Source organism: Streptomyces sp. R11, assembly GCF_041051905.1.
Taxonomy (GTDB): domain Bacteria; phylum Actinomycetota; class Actinomycetes; order Streptomycetales; family Streptomycetaceae; genus Streptomyces.
Genome location: NZ_CP163432.1, coordinates 1,677,833 through 1,702,113, shown reverse-complemented (window position 1 = coordinate 1,702,113; position 24,281 = coordinate 1,677,833). Strand labels below are relative to the sequence as shown.

The 24,281-nt window shown below is 70.5% G+C and carries 23 protein-coding genes and 1 pseudogene; 13 read left to right on the top strand and 11 right to left on the bottom strand.

What is annotated here, in order from left to right; all coding sequences use genetic code 11:
- Nucleotides 1-10: 10 nt before the first annotated feature.
- A complete protein-coding gene (locus tag AB5J55_RS07750) occupies nucleotides 11-205 on the bottom strand; it encodes a DUF1918 domain-containing protein (RefSeq protein WP_328882804.1) in 195 nt (64 codons plus the stop codon).
- Between the two features lie 93 nt (nucleotides 206-298).
- Entirely contained in the window at nucleotides 299-1,237 is a 939-nt protein-coding gene (locus AB5J55_RS07745) for a DMT family transporter (RefSeq protein ID WP_369269936.1), read from the bottom strand.
- On the opposite strand from AB5J55_RS07745, the gene AB5J55_RS07740 reads away from it, so the two are divergent.
- The 3 genes from AB5J55_RS07740 to AB5J55_RS07730 all read left to right on the top strand — a co-directional run bounded on the left by AB5J55_RS07740 (nucleotide 1,236) and on the right by AB5J55_RS07730 (nucleotide 4,027).
- Entirely contained in the window at nucleotides 1,236-2,726 is a 1,491-nt protein-coding gene (locus AB5J55_RS07740; RefSeq protein WP_369269935.1) for a PLP-dependent aminotransferase family protein, read from the top strand. The two genes, AB5J55_RS07745 and AB5J55_RS07740, sit on opposite strands and share 2 nt — an antisense overlap.
- Nucleotides 2,727-2,822: 96 nt before the next feature.
- Nucleotides 2,823-3,257, top strand: a complete 435-nt coding sequence (locus AB5J55_RS07735; RefSeq protein WP_369269934.1) for a GNAT family N-acetyltransferase — start codon at nucleotides 2,823-2,825, stop codon at nucleotides 3,255-3,257.
- Nucleotides 3,258-3,433: 176 nt separating this feature from the next.
- Nucleotides 3,434-4,027 (top strand): histidine phosphatase family protein, encoded by a 594-nt coding sequence (locus AB5J55_RS07730; protein WP_369269933.1) that lies wholly within the window; start codon nucleotides 3,434-3,436, stop codon nucleotides 4,025-4,027.
- On the opposite strand, the gene AB5J55_RS07725 is transcribed toward AB5J55_RS07730, so the two are convergent.
- Nucleotides 4,009-4,452 (bottom strand): DUF6314 family protein, encoded by a 444-nt coding sequence (locus AB5J55_RS07725; RefSeq protein ID WP_369269932.1) that lies wholly within the window; start codon nucleotides 4,450-4,452, stop codon nucleotides 4,009-4,011. The two genes, AB5J55_RS07730 and AB5J55_RS07725, sit on opposite strands and share 19 nt — an antisense overlap.
- 126 nt (nucleotides 4,453-4,578) lie before the next feature.
- On the opposite strand from AB5J55_RS07725, the gene AB5J55_RS07720 reads away from it, so the two are divergent.
- Nucleotides 4,579-7,059, top strand: coding sequence for an alpha-L-arabinofuranosidase C-terminal domain-containing protein (locus tag AB5J55_RS07720; protein ID WP_369269931.1), 2,481 nt, complete (start codon nucleotides 4,579-4,581; stop codon nucleotides 7,057-7,059).
- Nucleotides 7,060-7,068: 9 nt separating this feature from the next.
- Here AB5J55_RS07720 and AB5J55_RS07715 read toward each other — a convergent pair whose 3' ends face one another.
- Entirely contained in the window at nucleotides 7,069-7,752 is a 684-nt protein-coding gene (locus AB5J55_RS07715; protein ID WP_369269930.1) for a DUF6215 domain-containing protein, read from the bottom strand.
- Between the two features lie 170 nt (nucleotides 7,753-7,922).
- Between AB5J55_RS07715 and argC the strand changes: the two genes are divergently transcribed.
- The 5 genes from argC to AB5J55_RS07690 are packed head-to-tail and all read left to right on the top strand — an operon-like array spanning nucleotide 7,923 to nucleotide 12,765.
- Complete coding sequence (argC, locus tag AB5J55_RS07710) at nucleotides 7,923-8,951, top strand: N-acetyl-gamma-glutamyl-phosphate reductase (protein WP_369269929.1); 1,029 nt, start codon at nucleotides 7,923-7,925, stop codon at nucleotides 8,949-8,951.
- The gene (gene argJ / locus AB5J55_RS07705) at nucleotides 8,948-10,099 is read left to right on the top strand and encodes a bifunctional glutamate N-acetyltransferase/amino-acid acetyltransferase ArgJ (protein WP_369269928.1); all 1,152 of its coding nucleotides are present in this window, start codon (nucleotides 8,948-8,950) and stop codon (nucleotides 10,097-10,099) included. The genes argC and argJ overlap by 4 nt, the downstream gene beginning before the upstream one ends.
- On the top strand, nucleotides 10,096-11,010 hold the full coding sequence (gene argB, locus AB5J55_RS07700) for an acetylglutamate kinase (protein ID WP_369269927.1): 915 nt from the start codon (nucleotides 10,096-10,098) through the stop codon (nucleotides 11,008-11,010). The genes argJ and argB overlap by 4 nt, the downstream gene beginning before the upstream one ends.
- On the top strand, nucleotides 11,007-12,203 hold the full coding sequence (locus tag AB5J55_RS07695; RefSeq protein WP_369269926.1) for an acetylornithine transaminase: 1,197 nt from the start codon (nucleotides 11,007-11,009) through the stop codon (nucleotides 12,201-12,203). Before argB ends, AB5J55_RS07695 begins: the two co-directional genes overlap by 4 nt.
- A 7-nt stretch (nucleotides 12,204-12,210) precedes the next feature.
- Complete coding sequence (locus AB5J55_RS07690) at nucleotides 12,211-12,765, top strand: arginine repressor (protein ID WP_328428916.1); 555 nt, start codon at nucleotides 12,211-12,213, stop codon at nucleotides 12,763-12,765.
- Between the two features lie 40 nt (nucleotides 12,766-12,805).
- Here the strand turns inward: AB5J55_RS07690 and AB5J55_RS07685 are convergent, their stop codons facing one another.
- The 6 genes and pseudogenes from AB5J55_RS07685 to AB5J55_RS07660 all read right to left on the bottom strand — a co-directional run.
- Nucleotides 12,806-13,609 carry an FAD:protein FMN transferase gene (locus AB5J55_RS07685; protein WP_369269925.1) on the bottom strand — a complete coding sequence of 268 codons (804 nt, stop codon included), beginning with the start codon at nucleotides 13,607-13,609 and terminating at the stop codon, nucleotides 12,806-12,808.
- Entirely contained in the window at nucleotides 13,602-14,675 is a 1,074-nt protein-coding gene (locus AB5J55_RS07680; RefSeq protein WP_369269924.1) for an FMN-binding protein, read from the bottom strand. Before AB5J55_RS07680 ends, AB5J55_RS07685 begins: the two co-directional genes overlap by 8 nt.
- Before the next feature lie 36 nt (nucleotides 14,676-14,711).
- The gene (locus tag AB5J55_RS07675) at nucleotides 14,712-16,094 is read right to left on the bottom strand and encodes a ferredoxin reductase family protein (RefSeq protein WP_328882818.1); all 1,383 of its coding nucleotides are present in this window, start codon (nucleotides 16,092-16,094) and stop codon (nucleotides 14,712-14,714) included.
- A 96-nt stretch (nucleotides 16,095-16,190) separates the two neighbouring features.
- Nucleotides 16,191-16,892: a L,D-transpeptidase gene (locus AB5J55_RS07670; protein ID WP_369269923.1), complete on the bottom strand. Its 702-nt coding sequence runs from the start codon at nucleotides 16,890-16,892 to the stop codon at nucleotides 16,191-16,193.
- A 3-nt stretch (nucleotides 16,893-16,895) separates the two neighbouring features.
- Nucleotides 16,896-17,483: a pyridoxamine 5'-phosphate oxidase family protein gene (locus AB5J55_RS07665; protein WP_369269922.1), complete on the bottom strand. Its 588-nt coding sequence runs from the start codon at nucleotides 17,481-17,483 to the stop codon at nucleotides 16,896-16,898.
- Nucleotides 17,484-17,627: 144 nt separating this feature from the next.
- Nucleotides 17,628-18,056, bottom strand: a pseudogene (locus tag AB5J55_RS07660) (hypothetical protein); the annotation flags it as partial.
- A 266-nt stretch (nucleotides 18,057-18,322) separates the two neighbouring features.
- Between AB5J55_RS07660 and argH the strand changes: the two are divergent.
- From argH to AB5J55_RS07640, 4 genes are all read left to right on the top strand, one after another.
- Nucleotides 18,323-19,753, top strand: a complete 1,431-nt coding sequence (argH, locus tag AB5J55_RS07655; protein WP_369269921.1) for an argininosuccinate lyase — start codon at nucleotides 18,323-18,325, stop codon at nucleotides 19,751-19,753.
- Between the two features lie 152 nt (nucleotides 19,754-19,905).
- The gene (locus AB5J55_RS07650) at nucleotides 19,906-20,877 is read left to right on the top strand and encodes an aldo/keto reductase (protein ID WP_369269920.1); all 972 of its coding nucleotides are present in this window, start codon (nucleotides 19,906-19,908) and stop codon (nucleotides 20,875-20,877) included.
- A gap of 157 nt (nucleotides 20,878-21,034) precedes the next feature.
- Nucleotides 21,035-21,586 carry a TetR/AcrR family transcriptional regulator gene (locus AB5J55_RS07645; protein WP_369269919.1) on the top strand — a complete coding sequence of 184 codons (552 nt, stop codon included), beginning with the start codon at nucleotides 21,035-21,037 and terminating at the stop codon, nucleotides 21,584-21,586.
- Nucleotides 21,583-23,109 (top strand): MFS transporter, encoded by a 1,527-nt coding sequence (locus AB5J55_RS07640; protein WP_369269918.1) that lies wholly within the window; start codon nucleotides 21,583-21,585, stop codon nucleotides 23,107-23,109. Before AB5J55_RS07645 ends, AB5J55_RS07640 begins: the two co-directional genes overlap by 4 nt.
- A gap of 264 nt (nucleotides 23,110-23,373) precedes the next feature.
- Here AB5J55_RS07640 and AB5J55_RS07635 read toward each other — a convergent pair whose 3' ends face one another.
- Entirely contained in the window at nucleotides 23,374-24,048 is a 675-nt protein-coding gene (locus AB5J55_RS07635; protein WP_362381384.1) for a lysophospholipid acyltransferase family protein, read from the bottom strand.
- Between the last annotated feature and the right edge of the window lie 233 nt (nucleotides 24,049-24,281).

Sequence of the window (24,281 nt, the reverse complement as noted above, 5' to 3'; positions counted from 1 at the left end):
GCTCGCCGGGCTACTTCATCGTGTTCCTGTGACGGATCTCGGTGTCGGGGCCGGGGGAGCACAGACCCTCGTGCCCGTCCTCGAAGCGGACGCGGTACGGGGGATTGCCCTCGTGGCCCAGGATTTCGACGATCTCGCCGACCTTGTCGTGTTGCCCGACCACCCTGCCGTGCTGGACAAGCTGGTCGCCCACGGTTGCACGCATCTGTTGGGCCTCCTCACCAGGTGCGGGAGCAGCGGTCCGTGGCCTTGAGTCTACGGCGTGGAGCGGTGGTTGGAGGTGGGTCGTGCGGCCCGCTCAGCCACGCGCCCGCTGGGTCACGGCGATGCACACCAGCACCGCCGCGGCCGTCAGCGGGGCGGCCACTGTCAGGTGCTCGCCCAGCAGCAGCACCGACCACACCAGTGTGAGCAGGGGCTGGGCCAACTGCAACTGGCTGGCCTTCGGGATGCCGATGGCCGCCATGCCCCGGTACCAGACGACCATGCCGAGGAACTGCGAGCCCGCCGCGACCCACAGCAGCCCGGTCACGCCGTGCCAGGTCAGGTGCACGGGTTCGTACGACAGCGCGACCGCGGCGACCGGGGCGGTCAGCGGCAGACACAGCACCAGCGCCCAGCCGATCACCTGCCAGCCCGGCATGACCCGGGCCAGCCGGCCGCCCTCGGTGTAGCCGGCCGCGCACACCAGCAGCGCCGCGAAGAGATACAGGTCGGCCGTGGTCAGCGCGCCTCCGCTCTGCTGCACGGTGAAGGCGACCACCGCGGCCGCGCCCGCCAGCGCCGCCGTCCAGAAGGTGCGCGAGGGACGGGTGCCGACGCGCAGGGCGGAGAACAGGGCCGTGGTCAGCGGGAGCAGACCGACCACGACGGCCGCGTGCGCGGTGGTGGAGGTCTGCAGCGCCAGCGTGGTGAGCAGGGGGAAGCCGAGGACCACTCCGGCGGCGACCACCGCCAGGCCCGCCCAGTGCCGGCGGGCGGGCAGCGGCACGCGCAGCGCCAGCAGGCAGACCCCCGCGATCAGCGCGGCCAGCAGGCTGCGCACGGCGACCAGGGACCAGGGGCCGAAGCTCTCCAGGCCCCAGGCGGTGGCGGGGAAGGTGAGGGAGAAGGCCGCGACTCCCAGAGCGGCCTGGAGGGTGCCTCCGAAGGCCGTCCCGGCCGGGGCGACCGGTATTGCCTTGCCGCCGGTCACTGCTATCGAGCTCGGAGCGGTAGCGCTATTCTTGGTCCTCATGCAAGAGCGTAGCAGTGTCGGTGAACTGGCGGATCGGCTGCGGCGGGAGCTGAACCGCTACTCTCCAGGTGGAAAGCTGCCGTCGAGCAGGGCCCTCGTCGAGCGGTACCGGGTGAGCCCGGTGACCGTCTCCCGCGCCCTCGCGCAGCTGGCCGCCGAGGGGCTCGTGGTGACCCGGCCCGGCGCCGGAGCCTTCCGCGCCGAGGCGCACACCCGGACCGCCGCCGCAGGGGACACCTCCTGGCAGGAGGTGACGCTCAGCGCGGACGCCGCCGCGGAAGTCGTACCGCGCTCGGTGGACGCCTCCGGGGTACTGGCCTCGCTCACCGCGCCGCCGCCCGGTGTGATCGAGTTCAACGGCGGCTATCTGCACCAGTCGTTGCAGCCGGAGCGAGCCATGGCCGCCGCGCTGTCCCGGGCCGGCCGACGGCCCGGGGCGTGGGGGAGGCCGCCCATGGAGGGGCTGCCGGAGCTGCGGGAGTGGTTCGCGCGCAGCATCGGCGGGCCGGGCGGCGCCGTCACCGCCGCGGAGGTGCTGATCACCTCCGGTGGCCAGTCGGCCCTGACGACCGCGCTGCGGGCACTCGCGCCGCCGGGCGCACCGGTGCTGGTGGAGTCGCCGACCTACCCGGGCATGCTGGCGATCGCCCGCGCGGCCGGACTGCGCCCGGTTCCCGTCCCGGTCGACGCCGACGGCGTACGGCCGTCCCTGCTCGCCGACGCCTTCCGGGCGACCGGCGCCCGCGTCTTCGTCTGCCAGCCGCTGTTCCAGAACCCGACCGGCGCGATGCTCGCCCCCGACCGGCGCGGCGAGGTGCTGCGCGTCGCACGCGAGGCCGGTGCCTTCGTCGTGGAGGACGACTTCGTGCGACGGCTGGTGCACGAGGACGCGGGGCCGCTGCCGCGTCCGCTGGCCGCCGAGGACCCCGACGGCGTCGTCGTCCACGTCTGCTCGCTGACCAAGGCCACCTCGCCCAGCTTCCGGGTGAGCGCGCTCGCCGCCCGCGGCCCGGTGCTGGAGCGGCTGCGCGCCATCCAGGTCGTGGACACCTTCTTCGTGCCGCGACCGTTGCAGGAGGCGGCACTGGAACTGGTCGGCTCGCCGGCCTGGCCGCGCCATCTGCGGGCGATCTCCGCCGAGTTGAAGACCCGCCGCGACACGATGACGGCCGCCCTGCGCCTCGACCTTCCCGAACTCGCCCTCCCGCACATCCCGTCCGGCGGCTACCACCTCTGGCTCCGCCTGCCCGACGGCACCGGGGGCTCGTCCCAGGCTTTCGGTTCCGGGGGAGAGTCCGCCCTGACCTCCGCCGCCCTGCGCTCGGGCGTCGCGATCACCCCCGGTCGCCCGTACTTCAGCGCGGAGCCTTCGGCCGGGCACCTGCGCTTGAGCTTCGCGGCGGTGGCGGGAGCGGGGGAGATCACGGAGGGCGTGCGGCGACTGCGGACGGCTTGGGACGAGGTGTTCCAGGGGCCGGCAGCGTTGTGAGGCCGCACGTGAACCAGTCGCACCCGCCACTGACAACGCCCCGCCCGCCGGGGAAAACCGCTCGACGCCGGCGCCCCGGCCTGCGAATCTCGCCGCATGACCGACACCCCGCCCCTCGCCGAGGGCTACGAGATCTCCACCGACGCCGACCGTATCGACGCCGAGCGCGTGCACCGGTGGCTGTCCACCGACGCCTACTGGGCGATAGGGAGGGAGCGGGAGAAGCAGGACCGGGCGATCGAGGGTTCGCTGAACTTCGGGGTGTACGCGACGGTTTCGGGGGAGCAGGTGGCGTATGCCCGGGTCGTCACCGACCGGGCGACCTTCGCGTGGCTCTGTGACGTGTACGTCGACCCGTCGGTACGCGGCAAGGGGATCGGGACGGCGCTCGTCGGGGCCATACGCGAGCAGGTGCGGTCGTACGGGGTGAAGCGGATGCTGCTCGCCACGCACGACGCACACGGGGTCTACGAGAAGCACGGGTTCGCGCCGCTGGAGAAGCCGGACCAGTGGATGGCGCTCTACTTCTAGCTTCGGGCGTTCCCCGAGGGGAGGGTGGGGCGGGCGGCGTGCTTGAACTTTCCAACTGATCGTTTTCCGGGGACATGTCCGTCTGATCCTGACCCCGCAGTAAAGCTTCACCAACCCTCGGTGACAGCTGCACAACCTCTCTTGACCTGCGCACTTTCGCGACACACCATCGCCGCATGTCGCTTCGGGTCACGTTCGTCGCCGCCGCGCGCAGCTCCCCGCTGCTCGCCGAGCGCTTCCAGGACGACCGGCCGCTGGACCAGGCCGGCTGGGACGAGGTGCAGCTCGCCGCGCGCGACCTGCTGCCGCTGGCGGCGGCCGAGCTGCGCTACTGCTCGCCGACCCCGCGCAGCCGCGCCACCGGTGACGCCCTCGGCTACGCACCGCTGGTGCAACTCGCCCTGCGCGACTGCGACATGGGCCGCTGGCGCGGGCTCACGCTCGGCGAGGCGATGGCCCGCGAGCCGGAGGCGGTGGACGCCTGGCTCGCCGATCCGCGGGGCACACCGCACGGCGGCGAGTCGCTGCTCGCGTTCATCGCCCGGGTCGGCAACTGGCTCGACACCCGGCCCGTGGAGGACGGCGGTCGTATCGTCGCCGTGGCCGAGCCGTCCGTGATCCGTGCCGCTCTGGTGTACGCGCTGAAGGCGCCGCCGTCGACGTACTGGAACATCGACGTGCGTCCCCTGTCGACGACCACCGTGACCGGCCGGGCGGGGCGTTGGTACCTCCGCTTCGAGGGAGCGCCGGTTCAGCCCTCGCGGGCGTAGTCGGTGGTGAGGACCAGGTCCTTGGCGGGGCCGCGCACCCGCCACACCGTCCGCCAGCGCTCTTCGTCGAGGACGGTGAACTCGCCCCGGTAGAGGTCGGCCGAGCAGGGGTGGTCCGCGATGTGCCGCCCGGACGTCAGGTCGAGGTCGTGGAAGGGGCGGCCGTCGGAGAACCGTACGTCCGCCGTGCCCCGCGCGGTGCCCGGCAGGAAGCGCAGCGTCCGCTCGGCGGGTCTCGGGACGCCCTGCCAGGCGAAGGTGCCGGACTCGTGATGCAGTAGCCCGCCGCCCTCCAGCGGGCCGAAAACCGTCGTACCGGAGAACGCCCCCTCGTACCCACTCGCCAGATCCCGTACGGAACGGACGACTCCCCAGCTTCCGGCGAGATACGCCAGCACATCCGGAACCGGCCAGAACTCGCCCATCCCGCCCTCACTTCCGACACTTTCGGTACCGCGCGACCCGTTGACGCTCCGAATCCCCCTCCCTATCTTGCCGTTCGAAGTGTTGATCAGCGTCTGATATTTCGAACATCGAGCCGCGGAGTATCCATGCCACGCACCCCCACCCGCTGGAGATTCGGCGTCGCTGCCACTGCCTTCCTGGCGGCAGCCACCCTGATCCCGGCCCCCGCCCACGCCGAGGACGTCACCGACTACGCCATCACCGTCGACCCGGCCGCCCAGGGCGCGAAGATCGACGACACGATGTACGGCGTCTTCTTCGAGGACATCAACCGGGCCGCGGACGGCGGTCTGTACGCCGAGCTCGTGCAGAACCGGTCGTTCGAGTACTCCACCGCCGACAACGGCTCCTACACCCCGCTCACCTCCTGGACGGTCGACGGCACCGCCGAGGTCGTCAACGACTCCGGCCGGCTCAACGAGCGCAACCGCAACCACCTTTCCCTGGGCGCCGGTTCGTCCGTCACGAACATCGGCTACAACACCGGCATCCGGGTCGAGCAGGGCAAGAGGTACGACTTCTCGGTGTGGGCGCGCGCCGAGAGCGGCAGCACCTTGAGTGTGGGCCTCAAGGACGCCGCCGGCGCACTGGCGACCGCCCGCCAGGTGGCCGTGAAGGGCGGCTGGGCGCAGTACAAGGCCACGTTCACCGCGACCCGCACCAGCAACCGCGGCCGTCTCGCCGTCGCCGCCACGGACGCGGCGGCCCTCGACATGGTGTCGCTGTTCCCCCGCGACACCTACAAGAACCAGGCGAACGGCCTGCGCAAGGACCTTGCCGAGAAGATCGCCGCCCTGCACCCGGGCTTCGTGCGCTTCCCCGGCGGCTGCCTGGTCAACACCGGCTCCATGGAGGACTACAGCGAGGCCTCCGGCTGGCAGCGCAAGCGGTCCTACCAGTGGAAGGACACCATCGGCCCGGTCGAGCAGCGCGCGACCAATTCCAACTTCTGGGGCTACAACCAGAGCTACGGCCTCGGCTACTACGAGTACTTCCGCTTCTCCGAGGACATCGGCGCCATGCCGCTTCCCGTCGTCCCGGCCCTGGTGACCGGCTGCGGCCAGAACAAGGCCGTCGACGACGAGGCGCTGCTCAAGCGGCACATCCAGGACACCCTCGACCTCATCGAGTTCGCCAACGGCCCGGCGAGCTCCAAGTGGGGCAAGGTGCGTGCCCGGATGGGCCACCCCGAGCCGTTCCGCCTGACCCACCTCGAGGTCGGCAACGAGGAGAACCTTCCGAACGAGTTCTTCGCGCGGTTCCAGCAGTTCCGTGCCGCGATCGAGGCCGAGTACCCGGACATCACCGTCGTCTCCAACTCCGGCCCGGACGACAGCGGCACGACCTTCGACACCGCCTGGAAGCTGAACCGCGAGGCGAACGTCGCCATGGTCGACGAGCACTACTACAACAGCCCCACCTGGTTCCTGCAGAACAACGACCGCTACGACTCCTACGACCGCAGCGGACCGAAGGTCTTCCTCGGCGAGTACGCCTCCCAGGGCAACGCCTGGAAGAACGGCCTCTCCGAAGCCGCGTTCATGACCGGCCTGGAGCGCAACGCGGACGTCGTCAAGCTCGCCTCGTACGCCCCGCTGCTCGCCAACGAAGACTACGTCCAGTGGCGGCCGGACCTGGTCTGGTTCAACAACCGCGCCGCCTGGAACTCGACGAACTACGAGGTCCAGAAGCTGTTCATGAACAACGTCGGCGACCGGGTCGTCCCCTCGAAGGCGACCGCCACGCCGGACGTCAGCGGCCCGATCGCCGGTGCCGTCGGCCTGTCGACGTGGGCGACCAGTGCCGCCTACGACGACGTGAAGGTCACGGCGGTGGACGGCTCGACGCTGCTGAGTGACGACTTCTCCGGCGACGTCTCGAAGTGGACGCACTCGGGCGGTGGCAGCTGGAGTGTCCAGGACGGCCAGTACGTGCAGACCGACGTGGCCGCCGAGAACACGATGGTGTCGGCCGGCGACCCTACCTGGCACGACTACGACGTCCATGTGAAGGCCACCAAGAAGTCCGGCAAGGAGGGCTTCCTCGTCGCCTTCGGCGTCAAGGACACCGGCAACTACTACTGGTGGAACCTGGGCGGCTGGAACAACACCCAGTCCGCGATCGAGCAGGCCGTGGACGGCGGCAAGGGCACGTTGATGACGAAGGCCGGGTCGATCGAGACGGGCCGTGCCTACGACATCGACATCAAGGTGCGCGGCCGCCAGGTCACCCTCTACCTCGACGGCAAGGAGTGGGGCAGCTTCACCGACGACAAGCCGGCCGAGCCCTTCCGCCAGGTCGTCACCGAGGACGCCCGCACCGGTGACCTGATCGTCAAGGTCGTCAACGCCCAGTCCGCGCCGGCCCGCACGGCGATCGACCTGGGTGGCGCCGAGGTCGCCGCCAAGGCCCGGGTCACCACCCTGGCCGCCGACCAGGACGCGGTGAACACCGAGACGGACGCCCCGGTCACGCCCGTGGCGTCCACGTTCTCGGGGGTCGCCGACGAGTTCACGTACACCTTCCCGGCGAACTCCGTGACGTTCCTGAGGATCAAGCAGAGGTGACGAAGTGCGTCAGCTGCCGGCGGCCCACCCCGGGACCGTCGGCAGTACCTTCTCGGCGACCCGCAGCAGCACGGCGTCGTCCGGCACCATGCCGTCCGAACGCCACAGCGTCACGTCGTAGGAGCCGCCGCCGTCCTTCGCGTCCTGGGCCACCATGAGGGCGCGGAGCGGAACGCCGGTACCGGCCTCGGCGTCGCCCCCGTCGAGGCGGAAGTCGATCCTGATGGTCCGGTCCGAGTACAGCACCGCCGGACGGCCCAGAACCGCACGCTGCTCCCCCTCCCCGAGCAGCTCGTGGGACCCGGCCACGGGGAGGTCGTCGTAGGTGGCCGACAGCGTCACGGTGTAGGTGTCGAACTCGACCTCCGCGGTGGGCATCGGGATGTCCTTGCCGCCTTCGAGTCCGGCGGAACCGTCGTTGCCGAAGGCGGTCTTCGCGGTCTCCGTCGGTGTGCCCAGCAACTCCGCCAGATCGGGGCGCAGCAGTGCCTCGCACAGCTGCTTGCCGGTCACCCGCCCGGTCGACTTGCCGGGTTCCTCGTCGGAGCACGTGGCTGCCGGGGGGCCACTGTTCCGGGATGTCGCCTCGGACACCCACAGGCCGGCGGCGATCGCCGCGAACAGCGCCACGGCCGCGACAGCCTGCCCCCACGCGTTGTGGCCCTTGTCCGGCATGCCGATCTTTTCGGCCATGTGCCCCCACCTGCCGTGATCCCCTGATGTTTGCCGGGGGACACTAGCTCATGGGCATGTCCTGGACAAAGCTGGTTTTCTCGGCCCGCTCCAGGGGCGGGTCGCGGTGAATCGTGATTGCATAAACCTGCGGCGAAACGTATAGTCATGCCATCTAGGAGGAGGAGTCCATGGCGGTACGTGCGGCAGTGGCCGGAGCGAGTGGGTACGCGGGCGGGGAACTGCTGCGTCTGCTCCTGGCGCACCCCGAGGTCGAGATAGGGACCCTGACCGGGCACTCGAACGCGGGCCAGCGGCTCGGTGCGCTGCAACCGCACCTGCTGCCGCTCGCCGACCGCGTACTCCACGAGACCACCCCCGAGGCCCTCGCCGGGCATGACGTCGTCTTCCTCGCGCTGCCGCACGGACAGTCCGCCGTCGTCGCCGAGCAGCTCGGCCCGGATGTGCTGGTCGTCGACATGGGCGCCGACTTCCGGCTGAAGGACGCGGGCGACTGGGAGACGTTCTACGGCTCCCCGCACGCCGGCACCTGGCCGTACGGCCTTCCCGAGCTGCCGGGCGGCCGCGCCGCGCTGGAGGGGTCCAAGCGCATCGCGGTACCCGGCTGCTACCCGACCGCCGCCTCGCTCGCCCTCTTCCCGGCCTACGCCGCCGGCCTCGCCGAGCCCGAGGCCGTGATCGTCGCCGCCTCCGGCACCTCCGGCGCGGGCAAGGCGCCCAAGCCCCACCTGCTGGGTAGCGAGGTCATGGGCTCCATGTCGCCGTACGGCGTCGGCGGCGGGCACCGGCACACGCCCGAGATGATCCAGAACCTCAGCGCGGCGGCGGGGGAGCGGGTCTCCGTCTCCTTCACGCCGACCCTCGCCCCGATGCCCCGCGGCATCCTCGCCACGTGCACGGCGAAGGCGAAGGACGGGGTGACCGGCGAGTCCGTCCGCGCCGCCTACGACAAGGCCCTCGCCGACGAGCCCTTCGTCCACCTCCTCCCCGAGGGGCAGTGGCCCGCCACGGCGTCCGTCTACGGTTCGAACGCCGTTCAGGTGCAGGTCGCATTCGACGCCGCCGCGAACCGCATCATCGCGATCAGCGCCATCGACAACCTGACCAAGGGCACGGCCGGTGGTGCCGTCCAGAGCATGAACATCGCCCTCGGGTTTCACGAGAACACCGGGCTTTCCACGATCGGAGTCGCACCGTGAGCGTCACGGCCGCAAAGGGATTCACGGCGGCGGGCATCGCCGCCGGGATCAAGGAGAACGGCAACCCGGACCTGGCCCTCGTGGTCAACACCGGGCCCCACCGTGCCGCCGCCGGTGTCTTCACCTCCAACCGTGTGAAGGCGGCGCCGGTGCTGTGGTCCGAGCAGGTGCTGAAGAGCGGCGAGGTGTCCGCCGTCGTCCTCAACTCCGGTGGCGCCAACGCCTGTACGGGTCCCAAGGGCTTCCAGGACACCCACGCCACCGCCGAGAAGGTCGCCGAGGTGCTCGGCCGGGGCGCCATCGAGGTCGCCGTCTGCTCGACCGGCCTGATCGGCGTCCTGCTGCCGATGGACAAGCTGCTCCCCGGTGTCGAGACCGCCGCCGACCAGCTCTCCGAGCACGGCGGCGAGAAGGCGGCCATCGCCATCAAGACCACCGACACCGTCCACAAGACGTCCGTCGTGCCCAAGGACGGCTGGACCGTCGGCGGGATGGCGAAGGGCGCCGGCATGCTCGCCCCGGGCCTGGCCACCATGCTCGTCGTCCTGACCACCGATGCCGTCCTCGACAGCGACGTACTGGACAAGGCACTCCGGGCGGCGACGCGCACGACCTTCGACCGCGTCGACTCCGACGGCTGCATGTCCACCAACGACACCGTGCTGCTGCTCGCCTCCGGGGCGGCCGACGTCACCCCGGAGTACGAGGAGTTCGCCGAGGCCGTACGGCAGGTCTGCGACGACCTCGGTCAGCAGCTGATCCGGGACGCCGAGGGCGCCAGCAAGGACATCAAGGTCGAGGTCGTCAACGCCGCGACCGAGGACGACGCCGTCGAGGTGGGCCGCTCCATCGCCCGCAACAACCTCCTCAAGTGCGCCATCCACGGCGAGGACCCCAACTGGGGCCGCGTCCTGTCCGCGATCGGCACGACGGCCGCCGCCTTCGAGCCCGACCGGCTGAACGTCGCCATCAACGGCGTCTGGGTGTGCAAGAACGGCGGCGTCGGCGAGGACCGCGAGAAGGTCGACATGCGCTACCGCGAGGTGCACATCGTCGCCGACCTCGCCGCCGGGTCCGAGACCGCCACCATCTGGACCAACGACCTCACCGCCGACTACGTGCACGAGAACAGCGCCTACTCCTCATGAGCAATCCACCCGCGCGGAAGCACACCGCACTCCCCAAGGCCCAGATCCTCATCGAGGCGCTGCCCTGGCTGGTCCGGCACAACGGCAAGACCGTCGTCATCAAGTTCGGCGGCAACGCCATGGTCGACGAGGACCTGAAGGCCGCCTTCGCCCAGGACGTCGTCTTCCTGCACCACGCCGGCCTCAAGCCGGTCGTCGTGCACGGCGGCGGCCCGCAGATCAGCGCCGCCCTCGACAAGCACGGCATCGTCAGCGAGTTCAAGGCGGGGCTCCGGGTCACCACCGAGGACGCCATGGACGTCGTACGGATGGTGCTGGCCGGACAGGTCCAGCGTGAACTGGTCGGGCTGCTCAACCAGCACGGCCCGCTGGCCGTCGGCCTGACCGGCGAGGACGCGCACACCATCACCGCCACCCGGCACCAGCCCGAGATCGACGGCGAACTCGTCGACATCGGCCGGGTGGGCGAGATCACCGACATCGACACGGGCGCGATCGAGGCGCTGCTGGCCGACGGCCGGATCCCGGTCGTCTCGTCGATCGCCCGGAGCCAGGACGACGGACATGTCTACAACGTCAATGCTGATACGGCGGCTGCGGCACTCGCTGCTGCGCTGGGCGCCGAAACCCTCATGGTCCTCACCGACGTCGAGGGCCTCTACGAGGACTGGCCCCACTCCGACGAGGTGATCAGCCGCCTCACCGCTTCCCAACTGGAGAAGCTGCTGCCGGAGTTGTCCTCCGGCATGGTGCCGAAGATGGAGGGTTGCCTGCACGCGGTCCGTGGCGGCGTGACCACCGCCCGCGTCATCGACGGCCGGGTCCAGCACTCGATCCTGCTGGAGATCTTCACCGACGAGGGCATCGGCACGATGGTCGTGCCGGACGCCGAAGAGGGGGATGCCGAATGACCGGCAATCAGGAGCTCACCCAGCGCTGGCAGGGCTCGCTCATGAACAACTACGGCACCCCGCGGCTGCCCCTCGTCCGCGGTGCGGGCCTCAAGGTCTGGGACAGTGAGGGCCGGCAGTACCTCGACTTCGTCGGCGGCATCGCAACCAACGCGCTCGGCCACGCCCACCCCGCGATCGTGGAGGCCGTGAGCAAGCAGGTCGCCTCCCTCGGCCACATCTCCAACTTCTTCATGGCCGAGCCGACCGTCGCCCTCGCCGAGCGGCTGCTCCAGCTGTTCGGCCGGGACGGCAAGGTCTTCTTCTGCAACTCCGGCGCCGAGGCCAACGAGGCCGCGTTCAAGATCGGCCGGCTGACCGGGCGGACCCGCATGGTCGCCACCGACGGCGGCTTCCACGGCCGGACCATGGGCGCCCTCGCGCTCACCGGCCAGCCCGCCAAGCAGGAGCCCTTCCTGCCGCTGCCCGGCGAGGTCACGCACGTGCCGTACGGGGACGCGCAGGCGTTGGCCGCCGCGGTCACCGAGGAGACCGCGCTTGTGATCATCGAGCCGGTCCAGGGCGAGAACGGAGTCGTCGTGCCGCCCGCCGGCTATCTCAAGGCGGCCCGGGCCATCACGGCCGCGACCGGCTCGCTGCTGGTGCTGGACGAGGTGCAGACCGGCGTCGGCCGGTCCGGGCACTGGTTCGCGTACCAGGCCCATGAGGGTGTTCTGCCCGACGTGGTCACCCTCGCCAAGCAGCTAGGCGGCGGGCTGCCGCTGGGCGCGACCGTCGCCTTCGGGCGGGCCGCGGAGCTGCTGCAGCCCGGCCAGCACGGGACGACCTTCGGCGGGAACCCGGTCGCGTGCGCCGCGGGTCTTGCCGTGCTGGACACCATCGCGAACGAGGGGTTGCTGGAGAACGTCAAGCGGCAGAGCGAGAAGTTGCGGGACGGGATCGAGGCGCTGGGCCACCCGTTGATCGGTCATGTCCGGGGCGCGGGACTGCTCCTGGGTATCGTGCTCACCGAGCCGCACGCCGCCAAGGTGCAGCAGGTGGCTCAGGACGCCGGTTTCCTGGTGAACGCGCCCGCCCCCGATGTCGTACGGCTCATGCCGCCGCTGAACCTCGGTGACGACGAAGTGGAGGCGCTTCTTCAGGCCCTTCCCGGCATCCTGGACCAAGCCAACGGGGACGGATCCGGAGAATGAGACGACGATGAGTCAGGCGCAGGACCACGGGCACAACGAGGCGAACGGGGCCGTCGGGCCTGCCGTGCCGCAGACCCGCACCGCACGCCACCGCCGGATCGTGGACATCCTCAACCGGCAGCCCGTGCGCTCGCAGAGTCAGCTGGCGAAGCTGCTGTCGGACGACGGGCTGAGCGTCACCCAGGCGACGCTCTCCCGGGATCTGGACGAGCTCAACGCGGTGAAGATCCGCAACAACGACGGTGACCTGATCTACGCGGTGCCGAGCGAGGGGGGCTTTCGCACTCCTCGGGCGCCGCTCGGGGAGTCGGCGAAGGAGGAGCGGATGCGGCGGTTGTCGCAGGAGCTGCTCATCTCCGCGGAGGCTTCTGCGAATCTCGTGGTCCTGCGTACCCCTCCGGGGGCAGCGCAGTTTCTGGCCTCGGCCATCGATCAGGCCGAATTGCAGGACATCCTGGGGACGATCGCCGGTGACGATACGTTGCTGCTGATCAGCCGGAACCCCACGGGCGGTCAGGCCCTGGCCGATCACTTGCTCAGGTTGGCTCAGAACGGCCACTGAGCGGGGGCGGTGGGTTCCACGCGCCCCCTGGCATCTCGACCTACCCGAGTCGAGATGCCAGGCCGCCTGTGCATCTCACCTCGTCGCCTGCCGTGATCAGCAGGGCCTCCACGTCGGGCAGCGACTCCAGCCAGCGCAGACCCTGCCGCGAACCCATCGCGAACGCCGCCGTCGCCCAGCAGTCCGCCCAGGTCAGGCTCGGTGCCACCACCGTCACCGCCACCAGGTCCGTCACCGCTGAGCGGCCCGTGCGGGGGTCGACGATGTGGTCGCCCCGTTCTGCCGTGCCGGAGGTGGCGACCGCCAGTTCGGACGCGCCGGCGGCCGAGATGACTGCCGCGAGGCCGCCGGGACGGAGCGGGTCGGAGACGCCCACCCGCCAGGGACGCTGGGGGCCCGGTACGCCCAGGAGCTGGACGTCGCCGCCGCCGTTGAGGCTGACGCCCGTCACGCCCGGGACGCCGGCGAGGTGGCGGGCCGCGCGTTCGGCGGACCAGCCCTTGACGATGCCGGTCGGGTCGAGGCGGCCCTCGTACCGCGTGCTGAACCAGCCCTCGCTGAGCCCTTCCGCCTCGGCGCCCAGCTCCAGCACCTCGGCGACCTCCGGATCGCACTCCTCGACGGTCAGCTCACCGCGCGCCAGCCGGGAGATCTGGCTGTCGTCGCGGTAGGTGCTGAACACCTCGTCGACCCGGTGCAGTCCTGCGACCGCCTCTCCCAGCGCCGCCTGCACGGCCCCGGCGTCCCCGCCGCGGACGTCGAAGGAGAAGACCGTCCCCATGACCTCCTCCGCATGACGCACCGCGGCGGGTGCTTGTGTCGGTTCCACCACCGTGTCAGCCACCGGCCTGGTCCAGGGCCGACTGCAGGGATTCCTTGTAGCCGTTGCTGGTGTAGGTGGCTCCGGAGACGGCGTCGATGTCGGCGGTTCCGGTGGCTACGGCGGCTTGGTTGAGTTTGGGTACGGCGTTGGCGGTGATCTGGTCGCTCTGGCCGCCCTTGGGTGCCTGGACGGCTTCGGCCTTGGTGATCTTTCCGCCGGCGACGGTGATGCGGACCTGGACCGCGCCGTACTGGGTCTGCGAGACGCTGCCGGTGACCGTGCGGGCCTGAGCGGCGCCGCCGCCCGAACCCTCGGACCCGGAGCCCTGTGACGAGCCGGAGCTCGCCTGCGCCTTGTCCAGGGCGGACTGGAGGGATTCCTTGTAGCCGTTGCTGGTGTAGGTGGCTCCGGAGACGGCGTCGATGTCGGCGGTTCCGGTGGCTACGGCGGCTTGGTTGAGTTTGGGTACGGCGTTGGCGGTGATCTGGTCGCTCTGGCCGCCCTTGGGTGCCTGGACGGCTTCGGCCTTGGTGATCTTTCCGCCGGCGACCGTGACACGGACCTGGACCGCGCCGTACTGGGTCTGGACGGCGTCGCCGGTGACGGTGGCGGCCTGGGCGGAGCCGCCCGAGCCCTGGGAGCCGGCGCTCGCGTTCGCCTTGTCGATCGCCGACTGGACGGACTTCTTGTAGCCGTTGCTGGTGTACGTCGCCCCGGACACGGCGTCGACGTTCGCGCTCTGGGCGGTGACCACCGCCTGGTTGAGCTTGGGTACGGCGTTCGCGGTGATCTGGTCGCTCTGGCCGCCCTTGGGGGCCTGGACCGCCTCGGCCTTGGTGATCTTTCCGTTGGCCACGGTCAGCCGCACCTGCACGGCGCCGTACTGGGTCTGCGCCGCGTCACCGGTGACCGTGCCGGACGCCGCCTGGGCGCCGCCCTGGGCCGAGGCCGCCGGCGGTGCGCCGACGCCCGCCGCCTGCGCGGAGCCCGGGTCGGTCGCCGGCTTCAGCGACAGCAGCAGCACGATCCCGGACACGGTGGCGGCGCCTGCCAGCACCACACGGCGGATCGGGTGACTCTTCCTCATCGCTCCTACAGCTCCTGAAGTTGGAAGTCCCGTCGCTCACATCTCGAACGACTCGTGATGGATGCGGCGGGCGGGCACACCCGCGCCGCGTAGTGCTTCGTAGACGGACTGCGCGAAGCCGGCCGGCCCGCACATGAACACGTCGTGCTTGTCGATGTCGGGCAGCTTCTGCTGCAACCGCTCCGCCGAGATGTCGGGCCGCTCCCCGTCCGGGCTGTTGACCGCGTACATCAGCCGCGCACCGCGCTCGTCGGCGATCTTGGACAGCTCGTCCCACAGCGCCAGGTCCTGGGTGCTGTTGGCCCGGTAGAGCAGCGTGATGTCGCCGGACGCGCCCGGCAGCGTCTCGAACAGGGCCCGCATCGGCGTGATGCCGACCCCGCCGGCGACCAGCAGCACCTTGCCGCGGCTGCGCCGCTGGGCGGTCAGCGCGCCGTACGGCCCCTCGGCCCACACCTTGGTGCCGGGCTTCAGGTCACGCAGCCGCGACGTGTGGTCGCCGATCGCCTTGACCGTGATCCGCAGCATGTCGGGGCGGGGCGCCGCCGACAGGGAGTACGGGTGGGAGCTGAACCGCATCCCCGGCGCCTTGAACCGCCACCGGAAGAACTGCCCGGCCTCCGCCCCGATCCGGTGCAGCTTGCGCCCGCCGATCAGCACGGACACGATGCCCGGCGTCTCCTCGATGACCGCCTCGACATACATCCGGTGCCGCAGGTTGAGGCGGATCGGCGTGAGGATCCGGTACCAGACCACCAGCGCGGTGACCACGCCGTACAGCCCGTACCAGAAGGTCTTCGCGGCGGGCTCGACGGCGAACTCGTTGCCGGTGGAGATCTGGTGCCAGAACGTCAGGTACACCGCCGCGTACGTCAGCAGGTGCACGTGGTACCAGGTGTCGTACGGGATGCGGCGGCGGATGCCCCCGATCGAGATGAACGCGATGAAGAACAGCAGTCCGGTGCCGATCGCCGCCTTGCCCATGTCCGGCAGCGTGTTGACCGAGTCGATCGTCTGCTGGACGACGTCGCCGAGCGTCTTGCCGGCCTGGAGCGCGTATCCCCACATGATGAGGAAGACGTGCGCGATGACCAGGCAGATGGTGTAGCGCCCGCTCATCGCGTGCCAGCGCGCGACCCGGTCCGAGCCCACCCGTCGCTCCAGCGCGGGCACCCGGGCCATCTGGAGCACCACGAGCGCCATCAGGTAGCCGGCGAGCAGGCCGGTGATCCGGCCCGCGGCGATGATCTTGGCCGTGTTGTCCGCGAGGGACGGCGTGTTGTCCCACCACAACCACAGCACCGCCGCCGCGCCCGCCCATAGGGCGATCACCAGCGGGACGGCCGGGGAGCGGCGCGGGCGGATGCGGCGCATCGTCTGGCGGCGAGCGGCACGGCCGCCTGCGAGCGTGGTGGTCACGGTTCCTCCGGGGACGGGAGCAAGGGGGTGGTGATGGGCGTGGTCCCTTGGCCCAGAGGTACGTGCGGGGAGGTCAGTGTGTTCAGTGGTGCTTTCTCAGTAACGGGTGATCGCCGTGGCCCCGCTCGCCGTCCCGATCGCGATGTGCGGCTTCCGTCCCGGATCGGCCCACTTGAGGATCCGCTTCATGGCCCCCTCGGACACCGACACACAACCGGCCGTCGCCGTACGCCCCTTCACATGGAGGAAGATGCCGGCGCCGCGGCCCTTCACCGGGCGCTCGTAGTTGAAGGCGATGACGAGCGCGTGGGCGTACAGCGCGCCGTAGGAGACCAGGTGCTCGGACTCGGCGGCACGGCAGTCGCGGGCCAGCGGCTCGCTCCAGCGGTTGTAGGCGCGGGAGTCGTTGTCCTGGCACCACCAGGAGTCCTGGTGCACACGCCGGTACTTGTACGCCGTGCCGCGCGGCGCCGCCTTGATGCCGAAGGCGTACGGCAGCCCGTACAGCCCCGTCGGTGTCGTGTTCGTGCCCTGCTTGCGCCCGGTCCCTTCGACGAGTCCCTTCGCCCCGAAACGGGCCGGCGCCGAGCCGGCCTTCACCCACGTCCCGCCGCCCCGGTCCCACCAGGTGACCGTGCCCGACGTCGAGCCCTTCCTCGGCGCCACGGCGGTGATCAGCTGGGTGCCGCCCCCGGTGTCGGCCATGCGTGCGGGCAGCGGCTCGGGCGTTCCGGCGCCGGGTGCGGCGCCGAGCACGAGGAAGGACGCGGACGCGAGGGCTACGGCACCGGGGCGCATGGCTCAGACGCTAGAGGGCGGGAGCGGCAACGGCAGCCCGGGTAGGCCATCCAGGCTGCTCGCGATGTACTCCTTCTTGCTGAAGTACGCGCTCAGCGAGTCGTCGTCCTCCCGCGCGAACCGCTTGCCGTGCAGGTCGCGGTCCTCGTCGTACGTCATCAGGGGCACCGCGTACCCGCAGGAGTCGCGAATGACATCGGCCCGGACCACGATGATGGCGCGCAGCCCGTGCAGGGACGGATCGATGTCGGGAAAGTGCCCGAGCAGCTCCTTGAACCGCGGGTCGTCGCGGAAGACGGCCTCACCGCGGCCGTGGACACGGACGATGTTCGGCGGGCCCTGGAAGGCGCACCACATCAGGGTGATCCGGCCGTTCTCCCGCAGATGCGCGACGGTCTCGGCGTTGGAGCCGGCGAAGTCGAGGTAGGCGACGGTCAGTTCGTCGAGGATGGCGAAGGAACCCTTGAGTCCCTTGGGGGAGAGGTTGACCGTGCCGTCGGCGGACAGGGGAGCGGTCGCGGTGAAGAAGAGGGGCTGCTCCTCGATGAAGGTCCGCAGCCTGCCGTCTATGCGTTCATAAGTTTTTCCCACGTCAACCGAGTATGGACGCAGGTCGTTCGCCTGTCTAAGGAATTGCGGAGTCCATTCGACGTCGCCATGGCCGCCCCGGCCGGCGTGCCAACGGGGCGGCCATGGCTGCCTGTCACGTCACTGGGTGAGCGTGCAGGCGGCGAACGCCTCCAGCCCCTCGGGCTTTGCGGCCGTGCGGCCGATGGCGGTCTCGATGCGGTTGAGGGCGGCGACGCGCTTGTCCTCCAGGGGGCCGAGGATGGCGTTCTGGACGAAGTTGGGGCCGCCCTGGCCGACGGTGTCGACGAGGCGCTGGTTGGCTTCCTGGATCTGGGTCTGGAGCTGGGCGAGGTTGCGGTCGACCTCGGCCCGCGCGGACGCCGGGACCGCGGGCAGCTCGCCGGTCACGTCCGGGCACGAGATGGTGCCGGGACCGGCCAGAGTCCGGGCGTTCGTGCCCGCGCTCTTCGAGGGCAATGTGGTCTCCCCGGCCAGGGCGAAACCGGCGATCACCGTGCCGGACAGCGCCACCGCGGCGGCGCCGCCGACGAACGCGACGCGACGCTTGTTGTACTTCGGAAGAGCCCTGGACATGCGGATGCCTCACTCGGGTTCGGGGGTGTCTTCTTCTTTACGAACGCGGCGCCTGCGTTCGGCGAGAGGTACGGGTAAGCGGTTTCCCCCGTTCAAAGGGAGCCCGAAAATTTCCGCGCACACCGACCGAGATTGACGAATCATGCATAGCTCTGCATACTCATGCATCAGCCAGTCGTCGAGCATTCCCGCTCGGCGTCCGTCGCGGGCATAGCCTGACGTCGACCCGGCGCAACGCCGACCAACCCTCCCTAGGAGCAACGCAAGTGAGCAGCAACAGCGGTGACGTCCGGCTCTGGGGCGGCCGTTTCGCCGACGGTCCCGCCGAGGCACTGGCCAAGCTGTCCGCATCCGTCCACTTCGACTGGCGGCTGGCGCCGTACGACATCGCCGGTTCGCGTGCCCACGCGCGCGTGCTGCACAAGGCGGGGCTGCTCACGCAGGACGAGCTGACCCGGATGATCGCCGGGCTGGACCAGCTCGAGGCGGACGTGGCCGACGGCTCCTTCGTGGGCACGATCGCCGACGAGGACGTCCACACCGCCCTGGAGCGCGGCCTGCTGGAGCGCCTCGGCCCGGACCTCGGCGGCAAGCTGCGGGCCGGCCGGTCGAGGAACGACCAGGTGGCGACGTTGTTCCGGATGTACCTGCGCGACCACGCCCGCATCGTCGGCGGCCTGATCGCCGACCTCCAGGACGCCCTGATCGGCCTCGCCGAGGCCCACCCGGACGTGGCGATGCCCGGCCGCACCCACCTGCAGCACGCCCAGCCGGTGCTCTTCGCCCACCACATGCTGGCCCACGTCCAGTCCCTGTCCCGGGACGCCGAGCGACTGCGTCAGTGGGACGGGCGGACGGCCGTCTCGCCGTACGGCTCGGGCGCCCTGGCGGGCTCGTCCCTCGGCCTGGACCCGGAGGCGGTGGCGAAGGACCTCGGCTTCGAGCACGGGTCCGCCGCCAACTCGATCGACGGCACGGCCTCCCGTGATTTCGTCGCCGAGTTCGCCTTCATCACCGCGATGATCGGTGTGAACCTCTCCCGGATCGCCGAGGAGATCATCATCTGGAACACGAAGGAGTTCTCCTTCGTGACCCTGCACGACGCGTTCTCCACGGGCTCGTCGATCATGCCGCAGAAGAAGAACCCGGACATCGCGGAGCTGGCGCGCGGCAAGAGCGGCCGCCTGATCGGCAACCTGACGGGCCTGCTGGCCACACTCAAGGCCCTGCCCCTTGCCTACAACCGCGACCTACAGGAGGACAAGGAGCCCGTCTTCGACTCCTGCGACCAGCTCGAGGTCCTGCTCCCCGCCTTCACCGGCATGATGGCCACCCTCACCGTCAACCGCGAGCGCATGGAGGAACTGGCCCCGGCCGGCTTCTCCCTCGCCACCGACATCGCCGAGTGGCTGGTCAAGCAGGGCGTCCCCTTCCGCGTCGCCCACGAGGTCGCAGGCGAGTGCGTCAAGGTCGCCGAGGCCGAGGGCAAGGAACTCGGCGACCTGACGGACGACCAGTTCGCGAAGATCTCCGCCCACCTCACGCCGGAGGTGCGCTCGGTGCTGAACGTGCCGGGGGCTCTGGCTTCCAGGAACGGCCGTGGGGGTACCGCGCCGAGCGCGGTGGCGGTGCAGCTGGCCGAGGTGAAGCGGGACGTGGCGGCCCAGCACGAGTGGGCGACCGCCAAGAAGCGCTAGAGCAACGCCCTCAAGGGGCGCGGGGATCTGCGCGACGAGCCACGACGAGCCCGCACCCGCCAAATCACCCCACGAGCCGAGCTCTGAGGCGAAGGTCATCCCGGGTTACGTTGGTCGGAAGCCGTAGCGGACCCGACCAAACGGAGCCCGAGATGCCCTTCGCCCGACTGGCCACAGCAACGACCCCCACCTGTCACATCGGCTTCGGTCTTGCCGCGGTCGGCCGTCCCGGCTATATCAACCTCGGCCGGGAAGAGGACCTCCCGGAAAACCGCAGCGCGTCGGCGCTGCGCACCCGCACCCACGAACTCCTCGACGCCGCCTACGCCCAGGGCGTCCGCTACTTCGACGCGGCCCGCTCCTACGGCCGTTCCGAGGAGTTCCTGGCCGACTGGCTGAACGCCCACCCCGACCTCGACGACATCGTCGTAGGCAGCAAATGGGGCTACACGTACACCGCCGACTGGACCACCGACGCCGACAAGCACGAGGTCAAGGACCACGGCCTGAAGACCTACGAACGTCAGCGCGCCGAGACCGACGCCCTGCTCGGCGGCCGGCTCGACCTCTACCAGATCCACTCGGTGACCCCGGACAGCCCCGCGCTCACCGACAAGGACCTGCACGCCAGGCTGGCCGAGGCCGCCGCCCAGGGCCTCACCGTCGGCTTCTCCACCAGCGGCCCCGCCCAGGCCGAGGCGATCCGCGCCGCCCTCGCCGTGACGGTCGACGGCGAGCCCCTCTTCCGTACGGTCCAGTCGACGTACAACGCCCTGGAGACCTCGGCCGAACCCGCCCTCGCCGAGGCCCATGACGCCGGGCTCACGGTGATCGTCAAGGAGGGCATGGCCAACGGGCGGCTCGCGGACCCGTATGCGCCCGACGTGCTGAAGGCCGTGGCCGAGGAGACGTCCCTCGGGTGTGACGCCGTCGCCCTCGCGCTGATCCTGCGCCGCCCCTGGGCCGGCGTCGTCCTCTCCGGCGCCGCGACGACCGCACAGCTCGCGTCCAACCTGCACGCCGCCGTGGTCGATCTCGACGAGGGGCAGCTGGAGAAGCTGGCCGCGCTGGTGGAGGAGCCGGGCGCGTACTGGGAGCGGCGCGGGCAACTGCCCTGGCACTGAGACCCCCTGCGGTGCCCTGGCACCGAGACCCCCTGCGGTGCCCTGGCACTGAGACCCCCTGCGGTGCCCTGGCACCGAGACCCCCGCGAGCAGGCGGCCATGAGCTTCTTGTGCCTTGAATGAGACAATGATGTCTCACATGGGCTATTGTTGTCTCATGGCCGTCGATCGTGACCACGTACTCCGCAGTGCAGCCGCACTGCTGACCCGTAAATCCACCGCGACCATGGACGAGGTCGCCAAGGCCGCCGGGATCAGCCGCGCCACACTGCACCGGCAGTTCGCCGGGCGCGACGCGCTAGTCCGGGCGCTGGAGTCGCTCGGCATCGCGGAGTGCGAGGCCGCGGTGGACTCGGCGCGGCTGGACGAGGGGGCGGCGAGTGACGCCGTACGACGTCTCGTCCGCGGGATCGAGCCCGCCGCCGGACTGCTCGCCTTCCTCTACACCGAGAACCAGCTGTTCGAGGGCGAGGAGGTGAACGAGGGCTGGTCGCGGATCGACGCCCGCATCGCCGCGCTGTTCCGGCGCGGACAGGACAACGGCGAGTTCCGGATCGACCTCACGCCCACGTGGCTCACCGAGGCTCTGTTCGGACTGCTCGCCTCCGGCGCCTGGGTCGTGCAGAGCGGCAAGGTCGCGCCCAACGACTTCCACCACATGATCGTCGAGCTGTTGCTCGGCGGCGCGCTCAGAAGAGAGGAATCATGACCAGCACCCTGCAGTCGGCGACCAAGACCGAGGCGGTGACCAAGCGCCCCGGCCGTTGGCTCGCGCTGTCCGTCCTCGTCCTCGCCGTGCTGCTGGTGGCCGTGGACGCGACAGTCCTCGGCCTCGCGACCCCCTACATCAGCGAGGACCTGAAGCCCTCCGGCACCCAGCTGCTGTGGATAGGCGACGTCTACTCCTTCGTCATCGCAGGTCTGCTGGTGTCGATGGGCAGCCTCGGCGACCGAATAGGCCGCAAGCGGATCCTGCTCGTCGGCGCCACGGCGTTCGGCGCGGTGTCCGTGCTCAACGCCTATGCGACGACGCCGGAGATGATGATCGTCGCCCGAGCCCTGCTCGGTGTCGCCGGCGCCACCCTGATGCCGGCCACGCTCGCCCTGATCCGCAACCTCTTCCACGACCCGCGCGAACGCAGCCTCGCCATCGGCATCTGGGGCGCGACCGCCTCCGCCGGTACGGCCGTCGGCCCGATCGTCGGTGGCTTCCTGCTCGAACACTTCTGGTGGGGCTCGGTCTTCCTGATCAACCTGCCCGTGATGGCCGTCCTCGTGGTCGTCGGCATCAAGCTGCTGCCCGAGTCGCGCAACCCGAACCCCGGTCCCTGGGACATGATCAGTGTCGTCCTGTCCCTCGTCGGCATGATCGGTGTCGTGTACGCCGTCAAGGAGGCGGCCGCGGTCGGCTTCACCTGGGTCATGCTCGCCGCGGGCCTGGCTGGCGCCGGCGCGCTGTACGGCTTCGTACGCCGCCAGCTCACCCTGCCGACCCCGCTGCTGGACATGCGGCTGTTCCGTCATCGCGGCTTCAGCGGCGCGGTGCTGGCCGACCTGCTGACCATCCTCGGCCTGTCCGGCCTGGTGTTCTTCCTCTCCCAGTTCCTGCAACTCGTGCAGGGCAGGGGCCCGTTCGAGGCGGGCCTTGCGGAGCTGCCCGCCGCGATCGGCGCGGTCGTCGCCGGCCTGATCGCCGGTCGCGCGGCCCGCCGCTACTCGGTACGGGCCGTCGTCTCCGGCGGCCTCGCGGCCATCGGCCTCGCCCTGGCCGCGCTCACGGTCATCGACCGCTCGACCGGCTACCCCCTGCTGGGCGCCGCCCTGCTGGTGGTCGGTGTCGGCGCGGGCTTCTCCTTCACGGTGACGTCGGACGTGATCCTCTCCAGCGTCCCGAAGGAGCAGGCGGGCGCGGCGTCGGCGGTGTCGGAGACGGCGTACGAGTTGGGTGCCGCTCTGGGTATCGCCGTGCTGGGCTCGATCGTGACGGGCGTCTACCGGGACTTCACGGGTCCGGCGGGCACTCCGCCGGAGGCGCACGAGTCACTGGGTGGTGCGGTGGAAGCGGCGGCGGGAATGCCGGCGCAGACGTCCGAGGCGATGCTGGACGCCGCCCGCAGTTCCTTCGTCGACGGTCTCGCCCTGGCGGCGGGAGCCGGCGCGGCCGTGCTGCTCGCGGCGGCGGTGGCAGCGTGGTTCCTGCTCCGCAACCAGCGGCTGGACAACGCCGCCTGATGCCTTGAGCGACCCGCCTTCCCCGCGCCCTTCAGGGCGCGGGGCGGTGTCTGATCCACGGCTCCACCGCACGGGCGCGACCAGCCACATCGGTCCCGCAGTCGAGAACGGTCCGTGGCCCCCTCGGCTTCGGGGTCGCCGCCGCGGGAATGCCCAACGTCGACGTCCCTTCGCGGGCGCGGGGAATGCGCGACCAGTCACATCGGACCCGCACCCGAGAACAGCCCGCGGCCCCCCGACCTCCCGGCCGCCGAACCAGCGGAGCTACGCCGCTTCCTTGGCCTTGCTCGCGTACATGTCCACGTACTCCTGCCCGGACAGCCGCATGACCTCCGCCATCACGGAGTCGGTCACCGCCCGCAGCACGTACCGGTCCCGGTCCATCCCCTCGTACCGCGAGAACTCCATCGCCTCGCCGAAGCGGACCGTGACCTTGCGCGGCCGGGGCATCCCCGCCCCACCCGGCTGGATCTTGTCCGTGCCGATCATCGCGAACGGGACGACCGGCGCCCCGGTCATCAGCGTCAGGCGCGCGATGCCGGTGCGCCCGCGGTACAGCCGTCCGTCGGGAGAGCGCGTGCCCTCGGGGTAGATCCCGAAGACATTGCCCTCCTCCAGGATCCGGCGCCCGGTCATCAGGGCGGCCACGCCGCCGCGGCCGCCGTCACGGTCGACGGGGATCATGCCGACGCCGGTGAAGAACCACGCCATCAGCCGGCCCTTGAGGCCCTTGCCGGTGACGTACTCGTCCTTGCCGATGAACAGGACCTGACGGTCGCAGACCAGCGGCAGGATCATCGAGTCGATGAACGTGAGGTGGTTGCCGGCCAGGATGACCGGACCGTCGCCCGGGATGTGCTCGGCGCCCTCCACCTGTGGGCGGAACATCAGGCGCATGATCGGTCCGAGCACTGCCTTGATGAGCGCGAAGCGGGACAACGGGCCCTCCGGTGTCAAGGGATTCGGTATAAGTCTGTGCAGGTGAGGACGATACTCGCGGTTCCCCGGGTCCCGCACATCGGGTGGGCCGACTTCACCTACGCCTTACGCACTGTTGACGCACGTTTACCTGCGGTGGCACGCCGAGAACGGCACGTAACGCGATCGCCATGATGTGACGGACATCGCCCCGAGGGCCTAGCGGGCGAGTTCCCCGGACGGCCGTAGGCATT

Coding starts and splice junctions, on each gene's coding strand:
- AB5J55_RS07645 (WP_369269919.1), top strand. CDS start 21,035: ATGGCCGTCGATCGTGACCACGTACTCCGCAGTGCAGCCGCACTGCTG.
- AB5J55_RS07725 (WP_369269932.1), bottom strand. CDS start 4,452: ATGGGCGAGTTCTGGCCGGTTCCGGATGTGCTGGCGTATCTCGCCGGA.
- AB5J55_RS07670 (WP_369269923.1), bottom strand. CDS start 16,892: ATGCGCCCCGGTGCCGTAGCCCTCGCGTCCGCGTCCTTCCTCGTGCTC.
- AB5J55_RS07640 (WP_369269918.1), top strand. CDS start 21,583: ATGACCAGCACCCTGCAGTCGGCGACCAAGACCGAGGCGGTGACCAAG.
- AB5J55_RS07740 (WP_369269935.1), top strand. CDS start 1,236: ATGCAAGAGCGTAGCAGTGTCGGTGAACTGGCGGATCGGCTGCGGCGG.
- AB5J55_RS07730 (WP_369269933.1), top strand. CDS start 3,434: ATGTCGCTTCGGGTCACGTTCGTCGCCGCCGCGCGCAGCTCCCCGCTG.
- argC (WP_369269929.1), top strand. CDS start 7,923: ATGGCGGTACGTGCGGCAGTGGCCGGAGCGAGTGGGTACGCGGGCGGG.
- AB5J55_RS07715 (WP_369269930.1), bottom strand. CDS start 7,752: ATGGCCGAAAAGATCGGCATGCCGGACAAGGGCCACAACGCGTGGGGG.
- AB5J55_RS07650 (WP_369269920.1), top strand. CDS start 19,906: ATGCCCTTCGCCCGACTGGCCACAGCAACGACCCCCACCTGTCACATC.
- AB5J55_RS07690 (WP_328428916.1), top strand. CDS start 12,211: ATGAGTCAGGCGCAGGACCACGGGCACAACGAGGCGAACGGGGCCGTC.
- argB (WP_369269927.1), top strand. CDS start 10,096: ATGAGCAATCCACCCGCGCGGAAGCACACCGCACTCCCCAAGGCCCAG.
- AB5J55_RS07750 (WP_328882804.1), bottom strand. CDS start 205: ATGCGTGCAACCGTGGGCGACCAGCTTGTCCAGCACGGCAGGGTGGTC.
- AB5J55_RS07720 (WP_369269931.1), top strand. CDS start 4,579: ATGCCACGCACCCCCACCCGCTGGAGATTCGGCGTCGCTGCCACTGCC.
- AB5J55_RS07745 (WP_369269936.1), bottom strand. CDS start 1,237: ATGAGGACCAAGAATAGCGCTACCGCTCCGAGCTCGATAGCAGTGACC.
- AB5J55_RS07695 (WP_369269926.1), top strand. CDS start 11,007: ATGACCGGCAATCAGGAGCTCACCCAGCGCTGGCAGGGCTCGCTCATG.
- AB5J55_RS07680 (WP_369269924.1), bottom strand. CDS start 14,675: ATGAGGAAGAGTCACCCGATCCGCCGTGTGGTGCTGGCAGGCGCCGCC.
- AB5J55_RS07735 (WP_369269934.1), top strand. CDS start 2,823: ATGACCGACACCCCGCCCCTCGCCGAGGGCTACGAGATCTCCACCGAC.